Raw genomic sequence first — 24,026 nt, forward strand, 5'->3', positions numbered from 1 at the left:
ACAACAATGAAAATGGACCTAAATGTATTAACCGCCCCGCTCACTGTGCAGGAAATTGAGTGGCGGGTGCAGAGCCAGACCAAAGATGGTCAGAAGATTATTGTAGTGCCGTACATCACCAATCGTTGCGTTATGCAGCGGTTCGACGATCAGTTTGGCTGGGCGGGCTGGCAAAACGAAATCAAGGAAATTGAAGGAGGTTTCTTATGTACCATCACAGCCATTTTGCCGGGGGGTGAAATCGTGCGGAAAACGGATGGCGCCAGCCGTACAAGTGTCGAGCCAGTAAAGGGTGGTATCAGCGATGCCATGAAGCGTTGCGCCGTGCAATTTGGATTGGGCCGTGCTTTGTATGATTTCCCAAAAGTCCTGATTCAAACCACCGACAAATACATACCCGACTGGGCTACCCCTTTGCTGGATAAAATGGTAGAAAAGCTCAATGCGGGCGGTGCGGTGCGCGACGTAGTTGTGTTAAAACCCGAACACGCAAAACCGGCGGCTAAGACTGCTTAATTTGATTCAAGTTACAGGTTTCAAGTTCTAGTATGATTGGAACTTGAAACCTGTAGCTTGAAACAAATTGACAGTAAAAACGGCTTAATGCCACTTAAGCGCATTGATATTGCGGCCTATTTTAGTTCCTTCAACTAATCCTACTTCGTTATCGTGACGTGTATGAATGCCGCCCATTAACCGCGATTCGGCACATTCCTGTGCAGCTGCCCAAAACGACTTGTAGTGCCGGGCCTTGTAGGTAAGCACGTGCTTAACAGCAATAGGGTAATAATCTTCATAACGGGTCGGATTAGGCTTAACAGCCACTTTCCCCTCAACATGATAAACCAGATCAGGGCGATTCACGTGAGTATTATCGGTAAATGAAAAACTCTTACCATACAACTCCGTCAGGACGGTGGCAGTAGCTGCGGATTGAACAGCGTGGCCCGAATAAAAGGAAGGGAAAGGCGGCTCTAGAAAGAAAGGAAGCCAGGGGCCTCTTAACTCATTCTCGCTGATTTTGGCTCTGATAAATGAAGAGGGTCGCTCTACATTGTACGTAAATTTTACTTTCCAGCAACAAATAAAAGCGTCAGCTACGGCCATACCTACGCGGGCGTAGGTTTCTGCGGCTTTTACTAAGTCGGCCTTACTATTGCGAATGGCAATTGTTGCCAGATTATACGAGTGTCCAGGAGGAGAGCAGGTTTCGGTTGGATCATCTCCCCACCACATGACGGTTGCGTGCTCTGCTTCGGTAAGGGATTTTTTTCGCTCAAATACTTCTTTATAGTGAATAAAGTATTTGCTGGTTGTATCGGTAGAATACTCCAGTGGTTTGGGCAATGGTAATTTACTATTACGCTCAGAAAACGTTCGATTCTGCCCCCAGTTTGGATGCATAGGTATTTTGGTATTGGACTGCCCAACAATTGGGGGGCACCCATAGGCCGGTACCTATTGGTCGTACATAGTCTTTGGGGAAATTTCGATCGTAGCCTTCATGGCCCCCATCGGTCTTCGACCACGCGTAAATTTTCTCGGCTATTGATCTGCCAAATTGCTCAGAACGTTCAACAATAGCTGGGCTAAGTTGGGCGGCATAGCGTTGGTGTACAGCCTCTGCCAGCGAGTCGATTGGCTGCGTTTTTTCAGTATACGCATACAACGCTTTGAGCATGTAAGCCTGGCCAGCGTTAAGGGCCAGTTCCCAGCAATAGGTTTTCGTAAGGTCAGGTTTGGGTAAGGAAAGCGTATCGGCTATTTTTTGAATCACCGATCGATATTTTGGGGATGAATACACAACGGTTTCGTACATGGTCAGTCCCAGATAACCGATAGCTCGAGAGCCGTAGGTTGGGGTATTTTTAGGGGCTTTCGTCATGATCCGGACCGTCATATCAGCCCAGGTAGTGGCAATGGGTTCGGCGGGTGATTGGGTACTTGTTGATTGGGCTAGTCCGGGGCAACCATAACCCCAGACTAAAAAAATAGTAAACCTGATTACCTGTTTTAGCATGTCTTGCTACGGTTTCAATTACGAAAAGTAGCTTCACAAAAAGTTTGCCAATCACTGGTAAATAAGTAAGTATATGGCAATTAAAGTTGCGTTAGAGTTTACAGACTAATAGCTATTCGAGATGGTTATGATGGTTATGATGGTTATGTATGATATAGGGTATATGATGTATATCAGAAACATACATCATATACCCTATATCATACATAACTAAACTTATTTCCCGCTCCCTACAGAAGCCGGTGTTCCCATGCCCTGTGAAAGCACTAATAGTTTATCGCTCAGCGTCTGAATGGCCTTTTTATAGCGAACTTCCAGGTCGGGTAGGTTAGCCGTTGATTTCAAAGAGGCTTCATAAAGCAAGCCTGGTAGCATCCAGGAAGCATAACCGCTGTTTGGATCGGAGGATGCGTAGAGCGATTTGTACCAGCCTCCAAATGCGTTTCCTTTTGGATCAATAAACGAGCGTTCCAATAAGCGAAGCTCCTTATTCAGCTCAACTAATTTATCCGTACGGCCGCTTTTTAAGTAATTCTGCCGGGCCATTTCGCAGGCATCCGCGTTCTTTTTCATGTCGGCTACAGCACTGAGCAGGGGAGATATTGAATAGGTTGGCGCATAAGCCTGGATGGCTTTTTCGGCCGCTTTCAAATGAACTTCCAGATCGGTTGGGTAACGGGCTATATCGTACGGAACAAGATCGGCGTTAGCGAGTCGGAGCGTCATGGTACCCACCACTTGTTCCATCATTGGACCCATTTTATAGGTAGGGTCAGCGAATTTATCGTAGAAATACAGGTCGTCGTATTGAGAGTGGTAGAGCGTTGGGCCTTCCATTCCAGCACTCAACGCCGGAATCCCGATGTGCATGTAAGGAGCAATGTGATCGGAACCGCCACCCAGATTTCCAATAGTTGGTTCGCCAACTACCATAGCTGGGGCAGAAGAACCCGTTACACGAGTTGGGTTGCCTGCGGCTTTACGTCCCATCCAGTGTTGATAAACGGTTTGATTTGAGTCTGGGTACTGAACTGATTGAGTCGCTTCGATAATCAGCTTTTTCATGGACGGCGACGCGCTGGCTCCAAACGTTCGGCCTGACACAGCCGCATCATAGTTCATATAAGCAACCGCTTTCTGGGTCAACTCATCGCGGAATTGCTCGCTCCACTCCGCCGAACCAATGACGCCCGGTTCTTCGGCATCCCAATGACAAACCTTGATCGTACGTCGAGGCCGCTGGCCTGCTTTCGCTAATTTGCCTAAAGACTCTGTCATACTCAGTAACATTGCTGTGCCTGAGTTAGGGTCGGTGGCTCCGTAAGACCAGGCATCGTAGTGACAACCGGCAATGATCCATTCGTCAGGAAACTCAGCGCCAGTTAATGTGCCCACTACCTGGTAAATCCGCTGAATGGTTTTTTCCTGTTTTACCATCAAACGTACTTTCAAGTCTTTGCCACCTTCCAGGCGATAGGTGTACGGTAAGCCACCCTGCCAGCCTGCGGGAACAGCCTTGGTACCCGCCATGCGTTTCAGAATTTCGGTTGCGGAACCATAAGGAAGTGGGGTTACCGGAATTTTATGCAAGCCAACAGCATTTTGGTCGAGCCGTTTTGGGGTGTTTTTGGCATCCAATGGCAGAGCCGCTTCGCCAGGTGTGAGTGGATCGCCGGTGTATGGAGTTGTTAATAGCGAACCCCGTTGGATGACGCTTTCGCTATAATAAGGGCCTTCGGGAAAGGTCAGCCCGCGCATGTAGCCGCTGTCGGCAGGGTCGGTAAAAATGATAACACCAATAGCGCCATCTGCCTGCGCCCATTGCGCTTTATAGCCCCGAAAGTTACCGCCGTAACGAGCCAGCACGATTTTGCCTTTTACTGAAATACCCATCGATTTTAATTGCTCAAAATCTTCTTTCCGACCGTAATTGGCATAGACCACTTCAGCCGTTACATCGCCCGAACCCGACCAGGCATTGTAGCCAGGCGTCAGACGGGGATCACTGCTATATTTATCTTCTTTGAACAGAAATTCTCTAATGTTCAGCGGCTGACGAATGGGCTCAACCAACTCAACGGCAATCTCACCAGGGCCTTTGGGCAGGAGTACGTCATGTGGATATATGTCCACTTGCCAGCCAGCTTTCCGCATGGTTTCGGCGATGTAGTCGCGCACCTGTTCGTTTTCTTTCGTGCCGGTAATGTGAGGCACGCTGCTCAGCTTTTCGAGGTGATTTTTAAAGGCTGCCGACGACTGTTTAGTCTTGAAATCGGTTTCGAGTTTGACCTGCGCGGCTTGCCGGGCTGGAACGAAACCGCTGAGTGTTGGACTCGTGGTCGACTGAGCTAGTGCAACTACGGTGCTCAGCGCAACCGTAGCAGGCAAGGCTGTGATTCTGAGTAGAGAGGAGAATTTCATGAAAGCTAGGTTGTATAATTCTCAAATATCGGTATTTACTGTGGTAAAGACGAAAAATTACAAATGAATATTTGGTCAATAAAAAAGGAGATGCCTTTTGAGAGCATCTCCTTTTACGACTAGCGTTCAGAGTTGTTATTTAGGCATGGCAAAAATAGACGGGTCTACTTTGGGGTTAAATACCATGTTGGTGATGGTCATATTGATGGAACCAGGCATAGCTGGGCTGTTGAGTTCGATGGTCGAAGGAATCGTTAAACCCTCAATGGTTTTATAACCGCCATATTGCATTTTAACTTCGCCCGACTGCCCCTGCATACTGACAGTTGCTTTCATTCCCGTTACTTGATAAGTAGTCGCATCTACATAGTAGTTAGCCACACCTTCGGGGCGGGTTACTTTAAGGTTGTAAACATCCTTATCATTCACTTTTTCCTTGCCAACCAGCTCAACGGGATACTTTTGGGCTTTAGCCGTCGCTAAATCAGTACCAACTAAATAGGTGTTTCCTTTCTGCATTTTTACCTGATCGTCGGGAAGCGCCTGCGGAGTAGAGCCACCCTGCATTGGATTGATGGCCCAACCTTTGTCGCCATCAACAACCTGCGTAATCTGTTGACCCATCACCGACATATCGTTGCGTAAAGACTGACCAACCACAATGGTTGATTTGGCGGTCATATCCATACCCATGATGCTCATGCTCTGATCGTACTGAACCGTTTTGACGGCAGCTATTTTATCGGCACCACCCAGAGCTGTAATATTCTTATTGATAATTTCGTCGGCTGTTTGGGCAAAGGAGATAGCCGGAATTGCCACCAGGGCAACGAGTGCAATCAGTTGTTTTTTCATGAATTAGTTTAGTAAGAAACTGTGTCAAAGATAAGAAATTGAGCAGGTGTTTACTACACCAGGCTGCCGTCTGATCAGTGAGGCAATAATCCGAATAAGTGTATGAATTTTACGTCTATTCCTGCACCATCGGCAACTTTCGGGACTAGTCGGCTTGCAAGCCTGACGAGTGTTTTCTACCTTCATCGGCTTAAACTTTAAATCGCAAACCTACGATGCTATCAACAACCCGCGTTAAACTTTCTGCCATGATGTTTCTCCAGTTTTTTGTGTGGGGAGCCTGGTATGGTCAGATGAGTAAATACCTCTTAACGCAACTTCATTCAACTGGTGATCAGGTTGGTAATGCCTATGCTGCGTTCTCGCTGGCTATGATCATTGCTCCATTTTTCGTTGGTATGATTGCCGACCGTTACTTTGCCGCTCAAAAAGTGCTGGGTGTCCTGAACCTGTTGGGAGCCGTTGTTTTGTACTTTATTACCCAAAATACAGATGCTGATAACTTTTTCTATCTGATTCTGGCTTATTGCATCACGTTTGCTCCAACCCTGGCCCTGACGTCGTCTATTGCCATGCAGCAGATGACAAGTCCTGAAAAAGAGTTTCCGGGTATTCGTGTCCTAGGTACCGTTTCCTGGATTATCGTAACGAATATTGTTGGTTTCTATGGTTTTGGCGATAAGGTGACCATCTTCCAATTGTCGATGTACGCAGCCGCTGCGCTGGGCGTGTTTTCGTTTTTCTTACCCGATACACCTCCCAAAGCCACCACATCGACTTCGTTCTCGCAGATTCTGGGGCTTGACGCTTTCAAATTATTCAAAGACCGCTCGTTTGCTATTTTCTTCCTGTCGTCTGTACTAATCTGTATTCCTCTGTCATTCTATTACGCGATGGCTAACCCTTCGCTGACGGATGGTGGTATGCTTAATGTGGAGAACAAAATGTCGCTGGGGCAAGCCTCAGAAGTAATTTTCATGCTGTTAATTCCATTAGCCTACACGCGGCTTGGTGTAAAGAAAATGCTGATCGTTGGTCTGGTAGCCTGGATCGTGCGCTTTGTATGCTTCGGCTACGGTGACGGTGGATCGGGCGAATGGATGCTTTATCTGGCTATTGTGCTGCACGGTGTATGTTACGATTTCTTCTTCGTAACGGGTCAAATCTATACTGACAATAAAGCGGGCGAGAAAATCAAATCGTCGGCGCAGGGGCTGATTTCGCTGGCTACCTATGGTATTGGAATGGGTATCGGCTCTAAGCTGTCGGGTATGGTGCTGGATATGTACACCCGTCCTGATGGCACTAAAGATTGGCTGGCCGTCTGGCTTGTTCCGGCGGGTATTGCCGCTGCGGTATTGATTGTGTTCGTTCTATTGTTTACGGATAATACACGGAAATCGGCCGCAAAAGAGGAGTTAGTTTCGGGAAGTTTATAATGAACGGTATAATAGGCAGTGCGTAGGAATTTATAGCGCATTGCCCATTAACTACCTATAGTTATGAGAAGGAAACGGCAAATTACTTTCTATGATGACCTGAATGGCCCCCATGCTGATCAGGTAAGGGAGCAAATTGCCATGACTCCAGAGGAGAGATGGCAGGTCTTTATCAAATTGCGTCGAATGTACTATGGTTTAGTAGGTGATCCTCCGAAACTGTCCAAGGATATTACAATCACGCGGCCGTCATGGATGTAGAAAATTCGGAATTTCTAGAGTTCGTAGCGGCTGCTGATGCGAATCAGTTAGAATACATTCTTATTGGTGGTTTAGCGATGATCCTCAATGGCGCAGTACGCTTTACGCAGGACGCTGATCTTTGGCTTGAACCGACTAACGAAAATAGGGATCGTTTCATTAAATCACTTTTAGCATTTGGTTATGAGGAAGATCAAGTCCAACGTATGCGAGAAACGGACTTTACTCGACCGCAAATGATTCGTATTCACGACATTCCGATGGATGTTCTGACAAGTGTTCATCATCGTTTAGATTATTTTGCTTGTCGTAAACGAGCCAGAGCATTTACTGCCAAAGAAGGCCAAGTCATCTATTTTCTACACATTAATGATCTACGTGAAACCAAAGTATTGGCTCGCCGTACGAAAGACTTAAACGACATCGTAATGATTGATGAAATTATTGACGAGGTCAAGAAAAATAGTGGTTCAGATATAAATAATTCCTAAGTGCAATTCATTTCCTACAACATTAATGGCATTCGGGCAGCTATCCGAAATGGGCTGATCGACTGGCTATCCGACAAGAATTTCGATATTATTTGCTTTCAGGAGGTCAAAGCTACTGCCGATGTGGTGGATTTGACTTTGTTGGAGCAACTGGGTTATCAGTACCATTGGCATGCTGCCGAAAAGAAAGGCTACTCTGGGGTAGCGACGTTTTCTAAAATCGCACCCACCAATGTAGTTTTAGGCTGTGGCTTGCCCGTTTATGATTGTGAAGGCCGTATCCTACGCACTGATTTCGGCGACCTGACCCTGTTGAATTGCTATTTCCCCTCTGGAACATCGGGCGAGTTACGGCAAGGTGTGAAAATGGAGTTTCTGCGTGATTTTTACGACTATATAGAAAATCTGAAAAAGACCCGTCCTAAGTTGATCGTTGTGGGCGATTATAACATTGCTCATAATGCCATCGATATTCACGACCCTATACGAAACAAAAACTCAACCGGTTTCTTACCCGAAGAGCGGGCGTGGATGGATCAATGGTTCGGTTCTGAAATGACTGATTCGTTTCGCTACAAACATCCCGATGAGGTTGCTTATAGCTGGTGGAGTTACCGGGCTGGCGCACGTGGCAATAACAAAGGCTGGCGTATCGATTATGCTTCGGTCACCGATAATCTTCGTGACCAAATCATTGATTGCCAGATGCTACCCGATGCCGTGCACGCCGATCATTGCCCGGTATATCTGAACCTGGATTTGACTGATTAAATTGATGTTCTTGATTTTAGCACATTGATCAGTAGAAGAAAATCAGTTTAATCAGTCAAATCACATGAATCCCGGTTCAGACTACTTCCTCATCTACAAACCTTACCTCATGCTCTCGCAGTTTTCGCGGGAAGGGGAGAAGCAAACGTTGGCTGATCTGGATTTCGATTTTCCGACGGATGTGTACCCAGTCGGGCGGCTCGATGCCGATAGCGAGGGGCTTTTGCTACTAACGAACGATAAGCAATTAAATCATCGCTTACTCAACCCGAAGTTTCGGCATAATCGCACGTATTATGTTCAGGTGGATGGAGCGTTAACGGAAGGGGCTTGCCAACAGCTAAGCCAAGGGGTTACTATTTCGGTAGATGGTAAAGCCTATTCTACATTACCGGCTAATACCCGAATTATAACCGAACCAGGCTTGCCCGAACGGAATCCGCCGATTCGATACCGGGCTACCATTCCAACGTCCTGGCTGTCTATTTCGCTGCATGAAGGTAAAAATCGGCAGGTGCGTAAAATGACTGCCGCTGTCGGCTTTCCAACCCTCCGGTTAGTGCGCTGGGCCATTGAAAGCCTCACTGCCGAAGGAATGGTTCCGGGTCAGGTTCGTGAGTTGAGTAGGGCGGAGGTGCTCAATGGATTGAGGCTGAAGTAGCCTGGCCTGGCTGGCGCACCAGCGTCTACGTTCGGGTTGTAAACCCAATTATCCAACCCGGACGTAGACGCTGGTGCGCCGGCCAGGCTACAAAGTCCCTTCATCTGCAAAGCTGTAATAAGATTTATCTGTAAAAATCAGGTGATCAAGTACCGGAATATCGAGAAGTCGTCCGGCATCTTTGAGCTTCTTTGTCAAATCTTTATCCGCTTGCGATGGCAGGAGATTACCCGACGGATGATTATGAAATAAAATCATCGATGAGGCCAAATGCTCAATAGCCTGTTTGAAAATAAGCTTAGGATCGGCTACGGTTCCCGAAACACCACCCGTACTGATTTGAACCGGCCGTAAAATTTCGTTGGCTCGGTTCATCAATAAAATCCAGAACTCTTCGTGTGGCTTGTCGATCAAGTGCGGGATCATTTCGTTGTAAGCATCGCGCGAGCAGGTTACTTTAGCGCGTTGTGGCCGATCCTGCTCTTTCCGTCTTCGGCCTAACTCCAGAGCCGCTATGACGCTTATCGCCTTTGCTTCGCCAATACCTCGAAACTTTGAAAGGTCTTTGATACTCAGTTTGGCAAGGTCGTTGAGGTTATTGTTGACGCTTTTAAGAATGATTTTAGCGACATCGACAGCCGTCAGGTCGACAGTGCCCGAGTTAATCAAGATCGCAATTAGCTCAGCTTCAGATAGGGCGGCTTTCCCCTTAAGTATGAGTTTTTCGCGTGGGCGGTCTTCTTCGGCCCAACTCTGAATGGTGCCTGAGTTCTGATAGGACATTTGCTTAAGTAAGTTACGGCGTAATTTTCGTTGACAAAATGCACAAAAAAACCTTACCCGCAAACAGGTAAGGTTCTATATGTATTGTCAGTGAAAATCAGTTATTGATTAGCAAGTTACTATTCGCGGCATGACCATCAATAACTTATAAACCAATAACAAATGCCTACTACTTAAGCAGTGGCAACTTTCAAGCTATTAACTAAACGAGCCAGTTTCGACTTGTTGTTAGAAGCTTTGTTCTTGTGAATAATGTTGCGTTTTGCAAGTTTGTCCAATGCCGACGAAACAGTCTTGAACAGTTCAACTGCCATTGCGTGATCGGTAGTGGTACGAAGTTTTTTCACCATGTTCCGAGTCGTAACATGTTGGTAACGGTTCAATAGACGCTTCTTGGCACTCGACCGTATTGCTTTTTTTGATGACTTATGATTTGCCATTGGTATATAAATGAGATCGTTGTCGCGATATGAGGGCGCAAAAATACGAATTTCGGTTGGAATAACAAATAGTTCCAACCGAAATTCTTTCTGCTAGCCCATCTTAAGGACGAATATCAGCGTTGACAATCAGCGTTTTTTCCCAGATCCCTTTGTTCTGAGCAATGAATTGCTTGTAGGCTGGACTGTTCTCAAAAGTTTTTATATCAGCTTCACTCTGAAACGTCAGGTAATGTACTACGTCATAGTCAGCAACAGCCTGATTTGGCAAAATTGTCTTGCCAGATGTGTAATTGACGACCTGTGGAATTTCGTGCTTTAATGACGCAAAACCGTTCATATGCTGCTCAACTGCTGCACTTTCGACCCCTTTTTTGAATTTAATACACACAACTTGCTGTTTCTGAGCTTTTCTAGCGGGTGAGTAGGCACCGTAGATTGTTAAAGCGAAAGAGCACATTAACACAATAACAAGGGTATATCCTTTTGACTTGGCATTCATGATTATTTGAGTTTGAATCGTTTTTCGAAATATTATTCTGAATAACATGGTTGTTTAATTGAATAGTTAACTATTTTCCACTTAAAGTACCATGTTTTATCAAATGTACAATTGTTTTATTTGGTTGATAGTTTCGGCTGCTATTTTTTTCGGAAGTTTAGTAAACGGCACGCCTTCCAAGGCTGAAATTCGGTCAGAAAAGTCCTTGCATTGGCGCTTTTCTGACCAATTCTTGGGTAATCATGGTCGACCTGTTTGGGGGTTTTATGCACACCAGCAAATTAATCGGTTAGCCGTCTTTACGTTGCCAGTAGAGATGATGCCTTTTTTCAAAAAACATATTGGTTTTTTAGCTGATAATGCTGTCAATCCCGACAAACGGCGGTATGCTGTTGTAGGTGAGGCACCACGGCATTTCATTGACCTTGATGCTTATCCGGATACCCTGGCAACTACGCTCCCTCGCTATTACAAAGAAGCTACCGATCGGTATGGGGCCGATACATTAGCCTTGCATGGGCTGGTTCCCTGGCAAATTCAATTGACAAAGTATCAATTGACCGAAGCGTTTAAGCAGAGAAACGTCCGGCGTATCCTGCGCGTAGCTGCCGATTTAGGTCATTATATTGCTGATGCCAACGTGCCGCTACACACCACACGCAATTACAATGGCCAGTTGACCGGCCAGCAGGGAATTCATGGTTTCTGGGAGTCGCGTTTGCCAGAGCTATTTAGTACAGACTATGATTTCCTGACCGGGCAGGCCGAATACATTTATTCGCCCCAGAAAGTAGCCTGGCAAGCAGTATTCAAGGCAAATGCAGCACTTGACTCGGTCTTGCGTTTCGAACAGAAACTGACGGAAGCGATGGGAGAGACGCGGAAATTCGGTTTTGAAGAGCGAAATGGTATTACAACCAAAGTTTATTCGGCCGATTTCTCACAACGCTATCACGACCAATTGAAAGGGCAAGTCGAGCGCCAGATGCGGGCGTCCGTAAAAATGGTCGGTAATTTTTGGTACACCTGTTGGGTAGATGCCGGTCAGCCTGATTTGAGAGCCTTGGCGAAGTATCAGCTTACGGAAGAAGAACAAAAAGAAGAAGCCGAAGAAAAGAAGAGCTGGTTGAAGAGACTGTTTTCGGCAAGGGAGGAGTAATCTGAACCGGGATTTTTATGATTTGACTGACCGACTATGATTTTATTATCTAGCTTTCTTTGAAAGCAAATTCAAAAGAAATCATAGTCGGTCAGTCAAATCATAAAAATCCTGGTTTTAGACCGACAACACCTTCATATACTCAGCATCGTTTTTCATGCTGATCAGTGATGACTCAGGATATTGTTCCTGCTCTACCAGAAAATACTTGATACCGCTGTCTTTAGCTATGCGTAATGTCTTTTTAAAGTCCACGTTACCTTTACCTAGGTCGTTCTGCACAGGCTTGCCGTCTTTCACGGTATAGTCTTTCACGTGGCAAAGCTCGTAGCGTTTGCCATACTTTTTGAGGTGCTCTTCCGTATTTACACCCGCCACATCAATCCAGCACAGATCTAGTTCGAACATGACATATTTAGGATCGGTGTTCTCTAGCAGGACTTCCTGAGGCAGCTTGCCATCGAGGAGACGGAACGAATAGTCGTGGTTGTGATAACCAAATTTCAGCCCGGCCTTCTTCACCTCTTCACCAACTTTGTTGAATTGATCGGCCACTTTCTTCCAATCATCCAACGTTTTTTGTGCACCGTAGTAAGGGCAGAGCAGGTAAGTTAAACCAGCATCATGCGCCATTTCGATACTTTTCTTAAGTTGATCCGGCTTATCGACTTCACCGCGATAATTGAAGTGCGTACTGACCATCTTCACGCCCAGGCCATCGAGGAATGATTTGATTTCCTTTGGCTCCATACCCCACAGAAAACCTTGCGGACCACCATAACTCTCAAATTGCTTATAACCCATCTGAGCCAATTGTGTCATGACGCCCTTAGGATCTTTCGGAATGACATCCCGGACGCTATATAGCTGTGCCCCAAACGGGTTGATGGGCTTGGCAAAAGCATTGGCTAATAAGTCAGATTGACCAAGGGCGAAGGCTCCGGCTGTAAGCAGACCGGATTGTTTAAGAAAACTACGTCGTTGCATAGGTAGAAAAAAGTTTTCGGCTTTAAAACGCAAATATGGCTCGGTTATGCGAATAAAGCTCATTTATGGGAGAAAAGGGAAGAAGGAGGAGGGGGACGAAGGCAGAAGCAGTATTTAATTTCTAATTTATTCTTTTGCTTCTTCCCTTTCCTCCTTCCTCCCTTTCTTCCCCTTCCTGCCTATCTTTGCGGTCTTTCTTCAATACGAATGACATTTTCCAAATTATATCTGCAGGCAGGACGCGATGAGGCTGTTCGGCGTTTCCACCCCTGGGTGTTTTCCAGAGCCATCAGCCGCTACGAGGGTAACCTGAGCGATGGCGATGTAGTAGAGGTCTTTGATAATAAAAACCGATATATCGCTACTGGGCATTATCACGACGGAAGTATTGCCGTGCGTATTTTCTCGTTCGGGGCAACGGCAGGCGGGCCTGTTATTCCCGATTTAGCCTATTGGACGAAGAAACTGGCCCATATTCGCAGCATTCGGCAAGTGATCGTTACTGGCGAAACAAACTGCTACCGACTGGTGCATGGTGAGGGCGATGGCTGTACAGGCCTTATTATAGACATGTATAATGGTGTGGCGGTTGTACAGGCGCACTCCATAGGCATGCACCGCGAACGAGACATCATTGCCGATGCCCTCAAAGACGTTTTTGGGAATGAACTGACTGCCGTTTACGACAAAAGTGCCGATACATTGCCCGACGAATACGGCGCAACGGTTACGAATGGCTACCTTTTTGGCCGAACCCCTGTACCACATCCAGTCCAGGAAAATGGTAATACGTTTCTGGTTGACTGGATTACAGGACAGAAAACAGGATTTTTTCTCGATCAACGCGATAATCGGGCGCTCCTGGCCCAGTACGCTCAGGGCAAGGATGTTCTGAACGCGTTCTGTTATTCGGGTGGGTTTTCGGTGTATGCCCTCAAAGCGGGCGCTAACCTGGTTCATTCGGTTGATGTTTCTCAGAAGGCAATTGGCCTGACTAATCAAAACATTGAGGCCAACTTTGGTGAGACCGACACGCGGCATGAGGCTTATGCAGAAGATGTGATGCATTATCTGAAAGCCCACGATCATAACTATGACGTGGTTGTGCTAGATCCACCTGCTTTTGCCAAAAGCCTTTCGGCGCGGCACCGGGCTGTGCAAGGCTACAAACGATTGAATGCAGAAGGTTTTCGCCGGGTAGCGAAGGGCGGAATTTTATTTACCTTTTCGTGCTCGCAGGTGGTAGACCGAGAGTTGTTTTATAATACAATTGTGGCCGCAGCGATTGAGGCCGGACGTCAGGTTCGTGTGCTACATCATCTGAGTCAACCTGCCGATCACCCTGTTAGTTTATTCCACCCAGAAGGCGGCTACCTGAAAGGGCTAGTGCTTTGGGTAGAGTAATTTTTAGGTTTGTTGGTGGTAGCTTAACGAAATAGATAGGTTTGCTGTTAATATGTAGAAGCAATTAAAGTGCAACCTTTATTGGTCTGATAGATTAACATTAATTGCTTTCCGCTAATTTTGGGTCTCAACCGGTCTGGCACCTCGACGGTCTGATACTTTGGTGACCCGGTCAGTCCTTTCGTATAACCCGATTACATACATAGCTAATTATGGCTGAATTAATCCGAATGCCCAAGATGAGCGACACAATGACTGAAGGCGTCATTGCAGAGTGGCACAAAAAGGTGGGCGATAAAGTAAAATCCGGCGACGTACTGGCCGAAGTTGAAACCGATAAAGCTACGATGGACCTGGAGTCCTACGAAGAAGGTACACTACTTTATATCGGTGTTGAAAAAGGTGCTTCAGTTCCGGTAGATGGCGTTTTGGCTATTATCGGTGCGGATGGCGAAGATTACAAAGCCTTGCTGAATGGAGCAAGTGGTGGTAGCCAGGAAGCGCCTGCTCCTAAGGCAGAGCCAACTCCTGCGCCTGTTGCTGAGTCAGCACCTGTGGCAACCAAAGTGCCTGAACAGAAAGCCGCTCCGGCTGTTCCAGCCGAGAAGGTCAACGCGTCGGTTATTCGGATGCCGAAAATGAGCGATACGATGACCGAAGGCACTATTGTGGCCTGGCATAAAAAAGAAGGTGATACCGTGAAATCGGGCGATGTTCTGGCCGAAGTTGAGACCGACAAGGCCACGATGGACCTCGAAGCATACGAAGAAGGCACACTGCTGTATATCGGAGTAAAAGAAGGTGCATCCGTAGCCGTTGACGACATCATTGCCGTTGTTGGTGAAAAAGGTGCCAACTTCAAAGTTCTGCTGGATGGTGGTGCTGGTCAACAGGCTGCTACCGGCGAAGGCGGAAGCGCTACTGCTCAACAAAATCCACAGGCCAGTGAGCCTGCCAATGCCGATACTGATTTATCATATGCGGGTGGAACGGGTGATGTTTCTGAATCGAATGGTCGGGTGAAAGCATCGCCGTTAGCGAAGCGGATTGCCGAAGATAAAGGCATTAATCTGTCTCAGGTTCATGGTAGCGGTCCCGAAGGTCGTATTGTAAAAAGCGATGTTGAGTCGTTCGTTCCAGGCAAAGCAGCTCCAGCGGCTCAACCTGCTGCTCCTGTTGCGCAACCAACCGCAGCGCCAACACCCGCGGCTCAGCCATCGGCTCCGGCTCCTGTACCAACACCTGCCGGTGATTATGAAGATGTTCCAGTTAGCCAGATGCGGAAAACGATTGCCCGTCGGTTGAGTGAGAGCCTGTTCACGGCTCCACACTTCTACCTGACGATGGAAATCAACATGGACAAGGCGATGGAACTGCGTGGTACGGTCAATGGACTTAGCCCGGTGAAAGTTTCGTTCAACGATTTCGTGATCAAGGCGGCTGCTCTGGCTCTGAAACAACATCCGAATGTCAACTCGTCCTGGCTTGGCGATAAAATCCGGAAGTACAAGTATGTGAATATCGGCGTAGCTGTTGCTGTTGACGAAGGCTTGCTGGTACCCGTTGTTCGGAATGCTGATCAGAAAACACTGTCGACCATTTCGGGCGAAGTAAAAGATCTGGCCGGTAAAGCCAAAGACAAGAAACTCCAGCCGAAAGACTGGGAGGGAAGTACCTTCTCGATCTCGAACCTGGGTATGTTTGGTATCGAAGAATTTACCGCAATCATCAACCCGCCTGATTCCTGTATTCTGGCTGTTGGTGCTATCAAGCAAACAGTTAAGTTCGAAGGCGATGTAGCAAAACCAACGAACGTTATGAAAGTAACGCTCTCTTGCGATCACCGGGTGGTTGATGGAGCTACGGGTTCGGCCTTCCTGCAAACAGTTAAGCAGTTGCTCGAAGATCCAATGCGGATGCTGGTATAAAAAGGAGAAAAGGGAAGAGGGGGAAGAAAGGGAGTAAGTGGTTTTATCCATTCTCCCTTTCTTCCCCCTCTTCCCTTTTCTCCCTCTAAAAATTAGATCGTAGCGGGTTCCATAGCGGCTACCAGCTTTTGTTCTAATACGCCTTTAGACGTAGCGCCAATCACTTTATCGACTAACTGACCATTTTTGAAAACCATCAGTGTAGGAATGCTGCGGATGCCAAATTTGGCAGGTGTTGCTGAGTTCTGGTCAACATCCATTTTAGCAACAATGGCTTTTCCTTCGTATTCGCCAGCAAGCTGTTCAACGATTGGACCTACCATCCGACAAGGGCCACACCATTCGGCCCAGAAGTCTACTAAAACAGGTTTGTCTGAATTTATAAGTTCGCTAAAATTAGCGTCGGTTGCTTCTACGGCATTTGATCCTGCTGCCATGATTGAAATGAGTTTGTTATGTTGAACTTGTTTCATGGACATAAACCCTTTTCATAACGATTAGTTCCGAATTCTACATCACCTTGTTAGCAGCCTTTATTTTCGGGCAATGCGCTGGCGAGCACATTTTCTTAACTGCAGAGGCTTGGTCATGACCGGATTTTTAGCACCTTCTTCAAGACGGCTACGCTCTGTTCCAACTCATCCTCCGTACTCGATGCAAACCCTAATCGCGTGCCGTTGAGCCGCTGACCGGGCGGGTTGTGCGCTATACCATTCGACAGTGACAAACCTTCCTGATCAGCCCGTTGTGCCATTAATTCCATGTCTATCGACGGATCGAATAGCGCCCAAACGGCCATCCCGCCGTCGGGTTTATTAAACTGAATTATGTCCGATAGTTCTGTCGATACTAGTTCGCAGAAATGATCGCGCCGGGCGTGGTACGTGCGTAGCGCTTTGCGGAAATGGCGCTTCAAATCACCTGTTTTGAGCAATTGGCCAATGGCAAACTCAAGCATGGGGTCGCCCTGGCGGTCGATGATGCGCCGAAGTCGGGCCAGCTCGTCAATTACGGCTGTTGGAGCCACTACGTAACCAATTCGAAAGGCGGGGGCTACCGACTTCGTTAGGGAGCCTACATAAACAACCATGCCGTGTTGATCGGCGCTGGCCAGTGGTAAGATCGGGCGACTGAGGTAGTGGAAGTCGTAATCGTAGTCGTCTTCCAGAACAACAAAGCCATATTGTTCAGACAATTGCAAGAGTCGTACACGCCGATCGGCACGCAGTGTTACTGTTGTTGGATAGTGATGATGCGGGTTTACAAAGACCATTCGGATTGGCCGGGCGACACTTCGCTGTTTTTGGCAAAGAATTTCCAGCGCATCCATATCCATCCCATGTTGATCGATGGGAACCGTCAATACCAACGCGCCTGCTTTCTGTATGTTCATCGTGGCGCCTGCCCAGTTCGTTTCGCCCGTTACGACCACATCGCCCAGACGCAATAATACCTGACAGGTCAAATGCAGACCCATGATGCTGCCCCGCGTAATAAGCAGATTATCAGGTGTTGTTCGGAGCCCGCGCGTTTCGTTCAGATGAATCGAAAGTTGCTCTCGAAGCAATCTATTCCCTTTTGTGTCTCCATAGCCAAAGTGTTTCTGCGGATTCCCCCATCGAAAATAGGAACGGTAAGCCCGACTTAGTTCGTCCATTGGAGCCAGCCTGATATCCGGAAACCCATCATCTAACCGTAACCCAGCCTGATTGGTGAGAACAGGCCGATTTAGAAAATTGATTGATTCGAAAGCATAACCCGGTTGTTTATTAGAGATGGCATATCCTTGAGATATACCATCTCTACCCTCTAACACCAAAGGCTGCGGTTTAACTTCTGGCACGTGAGCCGCTACATACGTTCCACTGCCTGAACGACTTTCGAGCCATCCCTGCGCCATCCCTTCGTCGTAAGCGGCTACAATAGTTTGACGATTCAGCGTCAATAATTCCCCCAATTGGCGCGATCCTGGAAGCCGCTGACCGGGCGTCAACATGCCTTTTCGAATGAGCTGCCCAAGCTGATCGCTTAGTTGTAAAAAAACGGGCGTAGTCGACGACTTATCAATCAGAATCAGCGATTTAAAAGGTAGCATAACCGGACTAGCTATTTTCTTGAAATTGGATGATTTTACTAGTCCGGCAAAGGACGACATTTGTTTTGAAAATTACTAGAACACGTAAATAGACGCCAAGGGTGGCGTCTCTACGCTATGCAAACAGCTCGCACAATCCCCAGCCGATTAGCCAAACGCGCTCATTACGACGAGGCTACGATTCACCCTATTCTGGATGAAGCTCTATTTTGTACCGTCAGTTTTGCGGTTGATGGCCAGCCGATGGCTATTCCTACCGCCTTTGCCCGGCAGGATGATAAGTTGTATATCCACGGTTCGGTGGGCAGTCATTTTATTCGCGCTATTGAGCATGGGGCTCCGGTGTGTATTACCGTTATGCTGGCCGATGGGCTCGTGTTAGCCAAATCAGCTTTTCATCATTCGGTCAATTATCGGTCGGTAATAATTTTTGCTAATGCGGAGAAGGTGACGGATGAGACGGAACGAATGAATGCGCTTGCCCTGATCACTGATCATCTGATTCCCAATCGGTGGGGCGATCTGCGCCCAACAACTGACAGCGAAATGCGGAAGACAACGGTACTGGCGTTTTCGCTGGCTGAAGCTTCGGCCAAGCTGCGGACGGGCGGCCCGAGCGATGATCCGGAAGATGAATACCTGCCAACCTGGTCGGGGGTAATTCCGCTGCAAACGGTACGCCTTACTCCGGTCCCAGCTGAGACGAGTCTGGAAACACCTTTGCCTAATTATTTATCATGAGACTTGTTGAATTGACCGCCACGGAAAACTTTGGCTACCGACAGTTTTTGGTAGAGGGCATAAGAAAACATCAGGATTGTTTTCGGAGTACTCCCGCCGACCAACTCAATAAACCTTTCCCGACAAATGGCACAGCAGATAGTTTTACGCTTGGCATGCTCAACACCGCCGATGAATTGGCAGGTGTGGTAAGTTTTCAGCGTGAAGGCCAGTATCATGAGAAATTCAGACACAGAGGCTTACTTTTTGGCATGTATGTAGCCGATAAATACACTGGTCAGGGTTTGGGACGTATTCTGTTAGAAGAAACCATCCGACGGGTGCGCTTAGTGCCTGATATAGAACAGATTAATCTACAGGTTTTGGCGAACAATAGCCGAGCTAAACGCCAATATGAAAAGTTAGGCTTTCGCTCATTTTCGTTCGAGAAAAATGCCATTAAAGACGGAGATATTTATTACGATGAAGAGCTGATGGTACTTTTTTTGACCGACAATACGCACCCATAATTGGTAAAGGGAAATAAACCGTATCGCTTAACCGCATTAACAACGACATCTATGTATACGCCAAAAGCTTTTCAGGAAACAGATCGTGATACATTGTATCAATTCATTCGCGACAATTCGTTTGGTTTATTGGTCTCAACGGGTACTGATGGCATTCCAGTAGCTACCCATATTCCTATCGAACTCCAGCCCGATGCAGCGGGTAAGCTTCAACTAGTGGGGCACCTGTCCAAAGCAAATCCACAAGGGCGATTGTTGGGGAATAATACGCCCGCACTAGCTGTATTTTCAGGCGCACATAGTTATATTTCCTCTTCCTGGTACGATCACGTAAATGTGCCTACCTGGAATTATCTGTCAGTACAGGTGACTGGCCAGACGGACATTTTGTCGGACGACGAAGCGCTGGAAGTTTTACGTCGACAAGTAGATAAATACGAGGCTCATTCGAAATGCCCAGTATCGGTTGAGAGTATGACGGAAGGTTATGTACGGAAAGAAATGCGTGGAATCATAGCGTTTACGATGACAATCGACACCATACAGGGAACGGCTAAACTGAGTCAAAACCGTGACGATAAAAATTATCAGAATATCATTTCTGAACTTCGACAAACGGGGCACGCTGGTGCAAGTGAATTAGCAGATGAAATGGCCGCCCGTCGACCATGATTGTCTGGGCCAAGTTCCAGCTTGGCCTTTGAATTTCATAATGCACGGCCAAGCTGGAACTTGGCCCAGACAAATACCACCATGGCGAAACAACATACTTATGCCTTAACCATCCAATGGACTGGAAATAAGGGAGAAGGGACCAGTACATATCGCTCATACGAACGCAGTCATACGATTTCTGTCGAAAACAAACCAGATTTGCTCGGATCATCGGACCCTTCCTTCCGGGGCGATAAAACAAGGTATAACCCAGAAGAACTCCTGGTTGCCTCGCTATCGAGTTGCCATATGTTGTCGTATCTGCACTTGTGTGCGGTGGCTGGCGTCGTGGTTCTTGACTATACCGATAAGGCTACAGGCACGATGGCCGAAACGCCAGATGGGGGAGGGCACTTTACTGAAGTTACACTATATCCGCTTGTTGTTGTTGCCGAGGAGTCGATGGTGGCTAAAGCAAACGAATTACATCATCAGGCTAACAAACTCTGCTTCATTGCCAATTCCTGCAATTTTCCGGTGCACCACCAACCGACTTGTATTGCAATAAATGTCGTGGAGTCAGATTCTTCAATCTGACTTATAAGGTTTCTCAAAACCTATAGATACAAACAGTAGGTTTTGAGAAACCTATAGTGTCGATTATAAGTAACCGACACCACTATACTAAAGGTCTGAGGATTACTTTTGTTCGTGATAAACCAACACGGGCACTTCTGATTTTTCAATCAGTTTGGCCACATGATTCGGGTGAAACAGACTATCCAGAAAGCCTGATGAAGGATATAACTGCATCACAATCAGGTCGACATGAGCGGTTTCGATTTTGTCTTCTGTCAGAATGAGCAATTGTGCGTCGAACGTATCGACGAGTGAACTGGTCTGGAATGTGACATCCGCATTGGTTGTCTGCGGCTGCATGGCGTAGGCAATTGTATGCACCTGCGCCGGACGAATGGCATGGCCTTCAGGGGTAGTGGGAACAATAAGTACCGGACATTTGGCATCATCGGCTACATCGCTAACGGCACTACCCGCCAATCGGTCGAAAAAAGTGCTCAGATCACTGCGTCCCATCACGATCAAATCGGCCGAGCGTTCCTTGGCGGCATCCAGAATACCATCATCCACAAACCCAATACGCCATTCTACCTCAACTGATAGCCCTTCGGCACGGAGTTCATCAGCTAATTTACCAAGCCGTTCGCGGCTGATATCTTCAATTTCCTGAGAGGCTATAAGTCCCAGTCCCGGATCGCCCATAGTCGGCAATGTGGAATCGGGAACCATAGGTTGAAAAACGTGTAGCAACGTAATGGTTGCACCTGTTTTCCTGGCAAAAAGGCGAACCCAGTCCTGAGCGGCTGTTGTGTTAGCCGAAAAATCGGTAGGGAATAGTAAGTTGGTCATAAAACGTTTACGGTTTTTGGTATATAGTTTTCGGTGGTCGACGCATCACCAAAAACTATATACCAAAAACCGTAAACCTCCAACTATGTTTAACGTCTGCCCGGTGTTGGCGGTGGGGTAATGATACCACTCGAATCGCCACCTCGGTTCATTGTTTCAACGGCGAGTAACTGCTTCATGGTTTTCTCCATACCCTCGGTTGAGCCATCAAGGAAAATAACATTGCCCTTTCCGTTCTCGGCAAAATGCTTGATGGCTTCCGTCCAGATCGAGAATAGAATCAGCGATGCATCCAGATTGGCTTCGTTCATCACTTTAGCGGATTCGGCCATCCCCTTGGCAACTTCTTCCCGGAATAAAGCCACGCCCTGACCGCGTAGTTGAGATGCCGTTTTCTCGGCTTCGGCCGAAATCTGAATCGCATTCCCTTCGGCTTGGGCAGCTTTTGTTTTGGTAATCAGTAACGCCTGTCCTTCGTTTTCAGCGGCTGCTTTCAAGTTGGAAGAGGCCACTACCTGCGCCATCGACCGCATGATGACTTCGTCGAACGCAATGTCGTTCAATTGCAGATCGGTTAAGTGATATCCCCAGCTTTCAAGCAAAACGTCGAGTTGCGATTTAACGTGTTCGATGATTTCGGAGCGGAGAGCCAGAATTTCAGACTGGCGTTTTGTAGCCACAAAGCTACGAATAGAGCCTTCGATCGTCCGAATCAGCGCCTGCATAAACGAAGCCTCATCAATGAACTTAAAGGCCACATTTTTAATGACTTCCTCGCTCTGGTTCAGTACCGAATAAACGAGCATAGCCTTGAAGTTGACATTAGCCTGGTCGGCAGTAATGGCCTGGAATGCCAGTTCGGCCGAACGGTTCTGAATCGAAATGCGTCGGTAAATGAATTCAATAAACGGGATTTTGAAATTCAGCCCCGGCGTCATAACACGGGAATATTTACCAAAAACGGTAATAACAGCCACCGTGCCCTGTTGCACAATGACCACTGAAAGGTAAACGACAATAATGATTAATACGAAAATTATGCCCAGAAAGCTCATATATAGTAAAGGTTAGAAAACAAAAACGGATTCCGCATTTAAGGTACGGAATCCGTTGATAGCCTAACTGGAAATTTGTATAATCGGTCGTTGCTTAGTGTCCGGGCGACAGTTCGAAGTTTTCTTCTTCCCGTTGCCGGAAGTACATGATCATGGCTAAACCGAATCCTGAAAATGCCAGCATAGCGCCTACCAATTGAGGTGATGAATAGCCCAGGCCGGCAGCAATTGGTAAGCCTCCCAGGTAAGCACCCAGTGCATTGCCAATGTTAAAACCTGCCTGACTAACCGATGACGCCAGCATTTCAGAACCATTGGCTGCCCGAATCATCAAAATTTGAATTGGTGGCCCTAACGAGAAGGCAATCGCTCCGGTAAGGAATGTCATGCCAAGAAGCGGTATCTGAAATGGGGCAACATAGTATACCAGAAGCAGGCAAAGGGTCATTAACAATAAAAACAAAGCCGTTGCCTTAATTGGAGAAGTACTGTCGGCGGTGCGTCCGGCAATTAAATTACCAACCGCCATGCCTAAACCTGCCAATACCAGAATCCAGGTAATCTGATTGCTACCAAAGTGAGCCACTTCGGTCAATAAGGGAGCAATGTAGCTGAACCAGGCAAACAGGCCCCCCGTACCAATGGCGGTGATGCCTAAAATTATCCAGGGTTCTACGTGCGTAAACAGTTTGAGGTCTTTACGCAAATTGGTCTGGTTCGCTACGGGCATTGCCGGCAGCAGTTTTTGAATAGATACTAACGTGATCAGACCAACCGCAGCGATAATCAAAAATGTGATGCGCCAGCTCATGGTGTGACCAATGTAAGTACCCAGCGGTACACCAATGATGTTGGCAACGGTAAGTCCGGCAAACATCATCGAAATGGCCTGTGCTTCTTTTCCCTTAGTCGCTAATCGGCTGGCTACTACGGCACCTACACCAAAAAAAGCGCCATGTGGTAAGCCAGACAATAGGCGAGTTACCATCATGAGTTCATAATTGGGCGCGAAGGACGAAAGGGCATTACAAAAGGTAAACAAGGCCATAAGGCCCAACAGAATTTTCTTCGGTGGATAATTTCCGGCAAACCCCACCAGCAGAGGAGCGCCTAATACAACGCCCAGCGCATAGGCCGAAATTAAGTGGCCAGCCTGTGGAATCGAGATTTGTAATGAGGTTGCGATATCGGGCAGAATACCCATCATGACGAACTCCGTCATGCCAATGCCAAAGCCTCCTATCGTGAGAGGCAGTAATTCTTTTTTCATTTGCAGCTTTCTATTTTCTGACAGCGCGTGAGTTTACTAAACTTGGAAAACTCACAATAAACCTCATCAAATGAGGTCCATTTTATCTGGCAAATAAAAAAAGTGCAAAATCGTTCCCTGTTCTGGGAAAGGTATAATTTATTAGTTAGTCG

25 protein-coding genes are annotated in these 24,026 nt (G+C 47.1%); 12 read left to right on the forward strand and 13 right to left on the reverse strand.

Annotation, left to right across the window (positions count from 1 at the left end; all coding sequences use genetic code 11):
• Positions 1 to 12 precede the first annotated feature (12 nt).
• On the forward strand, positions 13 to 516 hold the full coding sequence (locus H3H32_RS02075; RefSeq protein WP_182464214.1) for a Rad52/Rad22 family DNA repair protein: 504 nt from the start codon (positions 13 to 15) through the stop codon (positions 514 to 516).
• Between the two features lie 84 nt (positions 517 to 600).
• On the opposite strand, the gene H3H32_RS02080 is transcribed toward H3H32_RS02075, so the two are convergent.
• The 4 genes from H3H32_RS02080 to H3H32_RS02095 all read right to left on the reverse strand — a co-directional run bounded on the left by H3H32_RS02080 (position 601) and on the right by H3H32_RS02095 (position 5,296).
• Positions 601 to 1,404, reverse strand: coding sequence for a vanadium-dependent haloperoxidase (locus H3H32_RS02080; RefSeq protein WP_182461023.1), 804 nt, complete (start codon positions 1,402 to 1,404; stop codon positions 601 to 603).
• The gene (locus H3H32_RS02085) at positions 1,367 to 2,020 is read right to left on the reverse strand and encodes a hypothetical protein (RefSeq protein ID WP_182461024.1); all 654 of its coding nucleotides are present in this window, start codon (positions 2,018 to 2,020) and stop codon (positions 1,367 to 1,369) included. Before H3H32_RS02085 ends, H3H32_RS02080 begins: the two co-directional genes overlap by 38 nt.
• A gap of 216 nt (positions 2,021 to 2,236) precedes the next feature.
• Positions 2,237 to 4,441, reverse strand: coding sequence for a M28 family peptidase (locus H3H32_RS02090; protein ID WP_182461025.1), 2,205 nt, complete (start codon positions 4,439 to 4,441; stop codon positions 2,237 to 2,239).
• A 135-nt stretch (positions 4,442 to 4,576) separates the two neighbouring features.
• On the reverse strand, positions 4,577 to 5,296 hold the full coding sequence (locus tag H3H32_RS02095) for a DUF4292 domain-containing protein (protein ID WP_182461026.1): 720 nt from the start codon (positions 5,294 to 5,296) through the stop codon (positions 4,577 to 4,579).
• Between the two features lie 215 nt (positions 5,297 to 5,511).
• On the opposite strand from H3H32_RS02095, the gene H3H32_RS02100 reads away from it, so the two are divergent.
• The 4 genes from H3H32_RS02100 (at position 5,512) to H3H32_RS02115 (ending at position 8,919) form a co-directional block, all read left to right on the forward strand.
• Positions 5,512 to 6,735 (forward strand): nucleoside permease, encoded by a 1,224-nt coding sequence (locus H3H32_RS02100; protein WP_182461027.1) that lies wholly within the window; start codon positions 5,512 to 5,514, stop codon positions 6,733 to 6,735.
• A 251-nt stretch (positions 6,736 to 6,986) separates the two neighbouring features.
• On the forward strand, positions 6,987 to 7,487 hold the full coding sequence (locus H3H32_RS02105) for a DUF6036 family nucleotidyltransferase (RefSeq protein ID WP_182461028.1): 501 nt from the start codon (positions 6,987 to 6,989) through the stop codon (positions 7,485 to 7,487).
• Positions 7,488 to 8,258: an exodeoxyribonuclease III gene (locus tag H3H32_RS02110; protein WP_182461029.1), complete on the forward strand. Its 771-nt coding sequence runs from the start codon at positions 7,488 to 7,490 to the stop codon at positions 8,256 to 8,258.
• A 64-nt stretch (positions 8,259 to 8,322) separates the two neighbouring features.
• Positions 8,323 to 8,919: a pseudouridine synthase gene (locus H3H32_RS02115; protein WP_182461030.1), complete on the forward strand. Its 597-nt coding sequence runs from the start codon at positions 8,323 to 8,325 to the stop codon at positions 8,917 to 8,919.
• 87 nt (positions 8,920 to 9,006) lie between these two features.
• On the opposite strand, the gene radC is transcribed toward H3H32_RS02115, so the two are convergent.
• From radC to H3H32_RS02130, 3 genes are all read right to left on the reverse strand, one after another.
• Positions 9,007 to 9,702: a RadC family protein gene (gene radC, locus H3H32_RS02120; protein WP_182461031.1), complete on the reverse strand. Its 696-nt coding sequence runs from the start codon at positions 9,700 to 9,702 to the stop codon at positions 9,007 to 9,009.
• Between the two features lie 173 nt (positions 9,703 to 9,875).
• Positions 9,876 to 10,142 carry a 30S ribosomal protein S20 gene (gene rpsT / locus H3H32_RS02125; protein ID WP_182461032.1) on the reverse strand — a complete coding sequence of 89 codons (267 nt, stop codon included), beginning with the start codon at positions 10,140 to 10,142 and terminating at the stop codon, positions 9,876 to 9,878.
• A gap of 103 nt (positions 10,143 to 10,245) precedes the next feature.
• Positions 10,246 to 10,644 (reverse strand): Dabb family protein, encoded by a 399-nt coding sequence (locus H3H32_RS02130; RefSeq protein ID WP_182461033.1) that lies wholly within the window; start codon positions 10,642 to 10,644, stop codon positions 10,246 to 10,248.
• A gap of 232 nt (positions 10,645 to 10,876) precedes the next feature.
• Between H3H32_RS02130 and H3H32_RS02135 the strand changes: the two genes are divergently transcribed.
• Complete coding sequence (locus H3H32_RS02135) at positions 10,877 to 11,803, forward strand: zinc dependent phospholipase C family protein (RefSeq protein WP_374191811.1); 927 nt, start codon at positions 10,877 to 10,879, stop codon at positions 11,801 to 11,803.
• A 117-nt stretch (positions 11,804 to 11,920) separates the two neighbouring features.
• Here the strand turns inward: H3H32_RS02135 and H3H32_RS02140 are convergent, their stop codons facing one another.
• A complete protein-coding gene (locus H3H32_RS02140) occupies positions 11,921 to 12,790 on the reverse strand; it encodes a sugar phosphate isomerase/epimerase family protein (protein WP_182461035.1) in 870 nt (289 codons plus the stop codon).
• Between the two features lie 207 nt (positions 12,791 to 12,997).
• On the opposite strand from H3H32_RS02140, the gene H3H32_RS02145 reads away from it, so the two are divergent.
• The gene (locus H3H32_RS02145; RefSeq protein ID WP_182461036.1) at positions 12,998 to 14,194 is read left to right on the forward strand and encodes a class I SAM-dependent rRNA methyltransferase; all 1,197 of its coding nucleotides are present in this window, start codon (positions 12,998 to 13,000) and stop codon (positions 14,192 to 14,194) included.
• Between the two features lie 212 nt (positions 14,195 to 14,406).
• On the forward strand, positions 14,407 to 16,122 hold the full coding sequence (locus tag H3H32_RS02150) for a pyruvate dehydrogenase complex dihydrolipoamide acetyltransferase (protein WP_182461037.1): 1,716 nt from the start codon (positions 14,407 to 14,409) through the stop codon (positions 16,120 to 16,122).
• A 92-nt stretch (positions 16,123 to 16,214) separates the two neighbouring features.
• On the opposite strand, the gene trxA is transcribed toward H3H32_RS02150, so the two are convergent.
• Positions 16,215 to 16,559: a thioredoxin gene (gene trxA / locus H3H32_RS02155; RefSeq protein ID WP_182461038.1), complete on the reverse strand. Its 345-nt coding sequence runs from the start codon at positions 16,557 to 16,559 to the stop codon at positions 16,215 to 16,217.
• Between the two features lie 149 nt (positions 16,560 to 16,708).
• On the reverse strand, positions 16,709 to 18,217 hold the full coding sequence (locus H3H32_RS02160; protein ID WP_182461039.1) for an aminotransferase-like domain-containing protein: 1,509 nt from the start codon (positions 18,215 to 18,217) through the stop codon (positions 16,709 to 16,711).
• A 117-nt stretch (positions 18,218 to 18,334) separates the two neighbouring features.
• Here H3H32_RS02160 and H3H32_RS02165 point away from each other — a divergent pair, with 117 nt between their 5' ends.
• The 4 genes from H3H32_RS02165 (at position 18,335) to H3H32_RS02180 (ending at position 20,718) form a co-directional block, all read left to right on the forward strand.
• Positions 18,335 to 18,958 (forward strand): pyridoxamine 5'-phosphate oxidase family protein, encoded by a 624-nt coding sequence (locus H3H32_RS02165; RefSeq protein WP_182461040.1) that lies wholly within the window; start codon positions 18,335 to 18,337, stop codon positions 18,956 to 18,958.
• Positions 18,955 to 19,467 carry a GNAT family N-acetyltransferase gene (locus H3H32_RS02170; protein ID WP_182461041.1) on the forward strand — a complete coding sequence of 171 codons (513 nt, stop codon included), beginning with the start codon at positions 18,955 to 18,957 and terminating at the stop codon, positions 19,465 to 19,467. Before H3H32_RS02165 ends, H3H32_RS02170 begins: the two co-directional genes overlap by 4 nt.
• Before the next feature lie 51 nt (positions 19,468 to 19,518).
• Positions 19,519 to 20,139: an FMN-binding negative transcriptional regulator gene (locus tag H3H32_RS02175; RefSeq protein WP_182461042.1), complete on the forward strand. Its 621-nt coding sequence runs from the start codon at positions 19,519 to 19,521 to the stop codon at positions 20,137 to 20,139.
• A gap of 81 nt (positions 20,140 to 20,220) precedes the next feature.
• Positions 20,221 to 20,718 (forward strand): OsmC family protein, encoded by a 498-nt coding sequence (locus H3H32_RS02180; protein ID WP_182461043.1) that lies wholly within the window; start codon positions 20,221 to 20,223, stop codon positions 20,716 to 20,718.
• Positions 20,719 to 20,820: 102 nt separating this feature from the next.
• Here the strand turns inward: H3H32_RS02180 and H3H32_RS02185 are convergent, their stop codons facing one another.
• From H3H32_RS02185 to H3H32_RS02195, 3 genes are all read right to left on the reverse strand, one after another.
• Positions 20,821 to 21,549 (reverse strand): universal stress protein, encoded by a 729-nt coding sequence (locus H3H32_RS02185; protein WP_182461044.1) that lies wholly within the window; start codon positions 21,547 to 21,549, stop codon positions 20,821 to 20,823.
• An 89-nt stretch (positions 21,550 to 21,638) separates the two neighbouring features.
• Complete coding sequence (locus tag H3H32_RS02190) at positions 21,639 to 22,604, reverse strand: SPFH domain-containing protein (protein WP_182461045.1); 966 nt, start codon at positions 22,602 to 22,604, stop codon at positions 21,639 to 21,641.
• A gap of 94 nt (positions 22,605 to 22,698) precedes the next feature.
• Positions 22,699 to 23,874 carry an MFS transporter gene (locus tag H3H32_RS02195; protein WP_182461046.1) on the reverse strand — a complete coding sequence of 392 codons (1,176 nt, stop codon included), beginning with the start codon at positions 23,872 to 23,874 and terminating at the stop codon, positions 22,699 to 22,701.
• Positions 23,875 to 24,026: the final 152 nt, after the last annotated feature.

Source organism: Spirosoma foliorum, from assembly GCF_014117325.1.
GTDB lineage: Bacteria > Bacteroidota > Bacteroidia > Cytophagales > Spirosomataceae > Spirosoma > Spirosoma foliorum.

Bases quoted from the DNA above. Each gene is read 5' to 3' on its own strand.
- H3H32_RS02075 (WP_182464214.1), top strand. From the start codon at position 13: ATGGACCTAAATGTATTAACCGCCCCGCTCACTGTGCAGGAAATTGAG.
- H3H32_RS02195 (WP_182461046.1), bottom strand. From the start codon at position 23,874: ATGAAAAAAGAATTACTGCCTCTCACGATAGGAGGCTTTGGCATTGGC.
- H3H32_RS02130 (WP_182461033.1), bottom strand. From the start codon at position 10,644: ATGAATGCCAAGTCAAAAGGATATACCCTTGTTATTGTGTTAATGTGC.
- H3H32_RS02145 (WP_182461036.1), top strand. From the start codon at position 12,998: ATGACATTTTCCAAATTATATCTGCAGGCAGGACGCGATGAGGCTGTT.
- H3H32_RS02095 (WP_182461026.1), bottom strand. From the start codon at position 5,296: ATGAAAAAACAACTGATTGCACTCGTTGCCCTGGTGGCAATTCCGGCT.
- H3H32_RS02175 (WP_182461042.1), top strand. From the start codon at position 19,519: ATGTATACGCCAAAAGCTTTTCAGGAAACAGATCGTGATACATTGTAT.
- trxA (WP_182461038.1), bottom strand. From the start codon at position 16,559: ATGGCAGCAGGATCAAATGCCGTAGAAGCAACCGACGCTAATTTTAGC.
- H3H32_RS02105 (WP_182461028.1), top strand. From the start codon at position 6,987: ATGGATGTAGAAAATTCGGAATTTCTAGAGTTCGTAGCGGCTGCTGAT.
- H3H32_RS02100 (WP_182461027.1), top strand. From the start codon at position 5,512: ATGCTATCAACAACCCGCGTTAAACTTTCTGCCATGATGTTTCTCCAG.
- H3H32_RS02170 (WP_182461041.1), top strand. From the start codon at position 18,955: ATGAGACTTGTTGAATTGACCGCCACGGAAAACTTTGGCTACCGACAG.
- H3H32_RS02140 (WP_182461035.1), bottom strand. From the start codon at position 12,790: ATGCAACGACGTAGTTTTCTTAAACAATCCGGTCTGCTTACAGCCGGA.
- H3H32_RS02165 (WP_182461040.1), top strand. From the start codon at position 18,335: ATGCAAACAGCTCGCACAATCCCCAGCCGATTAGCCAAACGCGCTCAT.
- H3H32_RS02160 (WP_182461039.1), bottom strand. From the start codon at position 18,217: ATGCTACCTTTTAAATCGCTGATTCTGATTGATAAGTCGTCGACTACG.
- H3H32_RS02150 (WP_182461037.1), top strand. From the start codon at position 14,407: ATGGCTGAATTAATCCGAATGCCCAAGATGAGCGACACAATGACTGAA.
- H3H32_RS02085 (WP_182461024.1), bottom strand. From the start codon at position 2,020: ATGCTAAAACAGGTAATCAGGTTTACTATTTTTTTAGTCTGGGGTTAT.
- H3H32_RS02180 (WP_182461043.1), top strand. From the start codon at position 20,221: ATGGCGAAACAACATACTTATGCCTTAACCATCCAATGGACTGGAAAT.
- H3H32_RS02090 (WP_182461025.1), bottom strand. From the start codon at position 4,441: ATGAAATTCTCCTCTCTACTCAGAATCACAGCCTTGCCTGCTACGGTT.
- radC (WP_182461031.1), bottom strand. From the start codon at position 9,702: ATGTCCTATCAGAACTCAGGCACCATTCAGAGTTGGGCCGAAGAAGAC.
- rpsT (WP_182461032.1), bottom strand. From the start codon at position 10,142: ATGGCAAATCATAAGTCATCAAAAAAAGCAATACGGTCGAGTGCCAAG.
- H3H32_RS02190 (WP_182461045.1), bottom strand. From the start codon at position 22,604: ATGAGCTTTCTGGGCATAATTTTCGTATTAATCATTATTGTCGTTTAC.
- H3H32_RS02080 (WP_182461023.1), bottom strand. From the start codon at position 1,404: ATGCATCCAAACTGGGGGCAGAATCGAACGTTTTCTGAGCGTAATAGT.
- H3H32_RS02185 (WP_182461044.1), bottom strand. From the start codon at position 21,549: ATGACCAACTTACTATTCCCTACCGATTTTTCGGCTAACACAACAGCC.
- H3H32_RS02115 (WP_182461030.1), top strand. From the start codon at position 8,323: ATGAATCCCGGTTCAGACTACTTCCTCATCTACAAACCTTACCTCATG.